Origin of the sequence: Verminephrobacter aporrectodeae subsp. tuberculatae At4 (genome assembly GCF_000193225.1) — a bacterium.
In the GTDB taxonomy this organism is placed as follows: domain Bacteria; phylum Pseudomonadota; class Gammaproteobacteria; order Burkholderiales; family Burkholderiaceae_C; genus Acidovorax; species Acidovorax aporrectodeae.
The window spans coordinates 1-3,795 of record NZ_AFAL01001021.1 but is presented as its reverse complement, the minus strand read 5'-3'; the positions used below and the strand labels follow the sequence as shown (position 1 = coordinate 3,795).

General features: G+C 66.8%; 3 protein-coding genes. All 3 read left to right on the top strand.

Annotated elements, in window-relative coordinates:
* Positions 1-1,011 (top strand): SwmB domain-containing protein (locus tag VTU_RS30315; RefSeq protein WP_010110489.1); only part of this gene is annotated, 1,011 nt, incomplete at its 5' end.
* Complete coding sequence (locus VTU_RS0124665; RefSeq protein ID WP_010110485.1) at positions 972-2,006, top strand: SwmB domain-containing protein; 1,035 nt, start codon at positions 972-974, stop codon at positions 2,004-2,006. The genes VTU_RS30315 and VTU_RS0124665, both read left to right, overlap by 40 nt.
* A 212-nt stretch (positions 2,007-2,218) precedes the next feature.
* A partial coding sequence (locus VTU_RS30310; protein ID WP_010110483.1) for an Ig-like domain-containing protein occupies positions 2,219-3,795 on the top strand: 1,577 nt, incomplete at its 3' end.

Sequence of the window (3,795 nt, the reverse complement as noted above, 5' to 3'; positions counted from 1 at the left end):
GACACCACGGCCCCGGTGATCAACAGCGCCGCGGTCAGCGGGAACGATCTGGTATTGACCTACACCGAAGCCAGCGGTCTGGGTCTGGACGCGACGCATACCGCGCCCGCAACGGCCTTCGCCGTGCACGTGAATGGTGTCCGCAACACCGTCACCCAGGTGCGCGTGAATGCTCCGGCCAAGACCGTGACCCTGGCCTTGGAGCACGCGGTGACCGGCGGTGAGACCGTGACCGTCGCCTACACCAGACCCGGGACCGGCAACGCCGTCCTGCAGGACGCTGCCGGCAACGATGCCGCCAGCTTCAGCGCCATGGCGGTGGGCAACGCCCCCGACACGACGGCCCCGGTGATCAGCCAGGCACGCATCAGCGGCCGGAGCCTGGTGCTCAGCTGCACCGAGGCAAACGACCTGGACGCGCTCAACAAGCCGGCCCCCGGGGACTTTGCGGTGCTCGTGAATGGCGTCGCAAACGCCGTCTCCAGCGTGAGCGTGGACGCAGCGGCCAAGACCGTGACGCTGGAACTGGCCACCGCCGTGACCGGCGGTGAGGCGGTGAGCGTCGCCTACACCCGGCCCGCGACCGGCAGCGCCACCCTCCGCGACACGACGGGCAACGTGGCAGCCAGCTTCAGCGCCATGGAAGTGGGCAACGGACCGGACACCACGGCCCCGGTCATCGGCATGGCCAGCGCCAGCGGCGACCAGCTGGTGCTCATCTACACCGAAGCGAACAAGCTGGATGCCGTCCACACGGCGAACAGCGCCGCCTTTGCGGTGCACGTGAACGGCGTCGCGAACGCAGTTCGCGCGGTCGCCGTGGATGCCGCAGCGAAGACCGTCACCCTGACGCTGAGCACCCCCGTGACCGGCGGCGAGACGGTGCGCGTTGCCTACACCGCCCCCCGGCCGACACCGGCGCCGCAGCCATACAGGACGCGACCGGCAACGATGCCGCAGGCTTCACGGACATGGCGGTGCACAGCGGACCCGACACGACGGCCCCGGTGATCAGCAGCGCCAAGGCGAACGGCGACCAATTGGTGCTCAGCTGCGCCGAAGCGAACGCGCTGGACGCCGAGCACAAGCCGGCCCCCGAAGCCTTCACGGTGCTCGTCGATGGCGTGCGCAGCGCCGTCACCGCAGTCGCCATAGATGCGCTGGCGAATACCGTGGCGCTGACGCTGGCCCACGCCGTGGCCTACGGCCAGTCGGTGAAGCTCTCGTACACCGACCCCACAGCCGGCAACGACGCCGAGGCCCTGCAGGACCGCAGCGGCAACGACGCCGCGAGTTTCAGCGCGCACGAAGCGAAGAACACCGTTGCCGCCCCCCCGCCCAGCAAGATCCGCAAGCCGAGCGGGGACAACGACGGCGTTCCCGGCGAAATAGAGGACCGGACCCCCGGCCTCTACCGCCCCCATGGACCCGCCCCCGTGGCGGGCGACGGCAACGGGGACGGAACCAGGGACAGCGAACAATCCTCGGTGAGTTCGATCCGCATCTCGGTCAGCACCTCGAAGGAAGGCGATTCGGACGACACGCCGGCAAGCACCTACACCACCCTGGTGGCAGGCAGCGAGAACGGCAAGCCCAGCGCCGATCACGGCACACGCATCGCCCACCTGGAGCAGAAAAAGATCCCCCCCAACCTGCCCCGGGCGCTGGAGGCGCTCGGCGGACTGACCAGCTTCCAGGTAGAGCTGACTCCCGGCACACACACCGAGAGTTTCAGCCTCTACGTGGACCCGGCGCAGCACGCCAACGGCTACTGGCTGCGGGACAGAACCGGCACCTGGGTGAACCTGGCGAGCGAGCCCTACAGCGGCAAGATGGTGCAGGACGGGCAAAGCCTGCGGCTCGACTTCCGGATCGAGGACGGCGGCGCTTTCGACGCCGACGGCGAGACCGACGGAACCATTACCGCCCCCGGCACGGCAGCGCACATGCTGCTGTCCATCGTCGGGCAGACGTCCGATGCGCAAGCGCACGGGATCTGGTTCTGATGGACCGGGCTTCGCTGCGGGAGGGATACCCGCTCCATGCGCCAGAAGGTAATTCCCGAGCGTGCTCCCGGCGCCCCGGGGAAGGGGGCAGGGCCTGCCCGGATCCGGAACCCATGGAACAGGCACGGCCGCCTGCGTCCCTGGACCGCAGGCGGCACACAAGCTGAATCCGGAAAACCACGCGCAGCCCATTCGGAAAAAGGAAAAGCACCATGACCGCACCCACACTCGCCGCATCCGGCCACTCGATCAGCGAAACCGCCATCGGATTCAACCGGAGAACGACCGTCGTCACCGTCAAATTCAGCGAAGCGGTGAAGGAATTCGGCACAACGGACGTGAGTCTGCGCCCGAACGCTGGCAGCGTGAGCAGCGTGAGCGCCGTCAGTCCCGGCGCCGACGGCAGCAGCGACACCTGGCAGGTCACCATCACATCGGGGCTCACGTGGAACAATCCCTCAACGTCCCAAAACCCCGTCGCGGTGAACCTTGCCGGCGTGAGGAATACCGCGGGCGAAGCGGGAACGGGAACGATGAACGTCCCGGGTATCCTCTACGACGTCGACGCCACAAGGCCCACCATCGACATCCGGGTGAGCGACAGCAGTCTGCTGCCGGGAGGAGTCACCGATGTCATGGTCGAATTCAAGGAACCGGTCACCGGTTTCGACGAGGATGACATGCGCAGCCTCACCGTGCAAAACGGTACGCTGGGCAGCTTCAGGGTCTCTGACGACGGCCTGACATGGTTCGCCAAGCTGACCGCGGACAGAGGCGTTGAGGTGAGCAACCGCAGCATCACCATGGATACCGTCCTCGCCGGCATCATGGACCTGGCTGGCAACAGGCCCCTGTTCAAAACCGTCTCCAGCAACGCCTACGCCATCGATTCCACGCCGCCCACGCTGATCAGCTTCGCCATAAGCGATCACGACCTGCGGGCCGGCAGAACGGCCACCGTCACCATCACCTTCAACGAAATGGTGCTCGGCCTCAACAACCGGGATCACCTGGAAGTCTCCGGCGGCACGCTGTCCGAGCTGAGATCATCCACGGACGGCAAGGTCTGGACCGCCACCCTGACTCCGCCGGAGAACAGCATCGTGCCGCACAACAGCGTCAGGATAAAAAGTTTCATCAATCTGCGGGACGCTGCCGGCAACCTGCTCACGGGCACCCTTCCGGCCGCTGAAAACTTCACCGTGGACACCGTGCGGCCCCACCTCGCCGCCAACGGCATCACGATCAGCGACAACGCACTGTGCGTCGGAGAAACCGCCACCGTCAGCGTCACTTTCGACATCCCGGTGCAAAACATCTCCGCTGCCGTGAGCGCGCCCAACGGCACGCTGTCCGGTTGGAGTCCCAACGCAAGCGGCACGGTCTGGAGCGCCACCCTGACGCCCACGGCGAACGTGGAGGCCGCGGGCAACCACGTCACGGTGGACATGATCCACGTGCTCACCCCTTCGGGCAACGCCGGGCTGGGCCAGTCCAATTCCGGCAGCGACTACACGGTGGACACACGCCCCCCGCAGATCAGCAACAACGCCACGGAAAACACGGTGAATGGCACCCAGTTGGTGCTCAGCTACATCGAAGCGATCGGCCTGGATGCGGCGCACGTCGCGACCACCGGGACCTTTGCGCTGCGCGTCAATGGCACAGTCGTGGCCAACGCCGTCACCGCAGTGAGCGTGAATGCCACGGCCAAGACCGTGACGCTGACGCTGGCCAACAACGCCGTAGGCCACGGCGATACGGTCCTCCTCTCCTACACCGACCCCAC

Coding starts and splice junctions, on each gene's coding strand:
- VTU_RS0124665 (WP_010110485.1), top strand. CDS start 972: ATGGCGGTGCACAGCGGACCCGACACGACGGCCCCGGTGATCAGCAGC.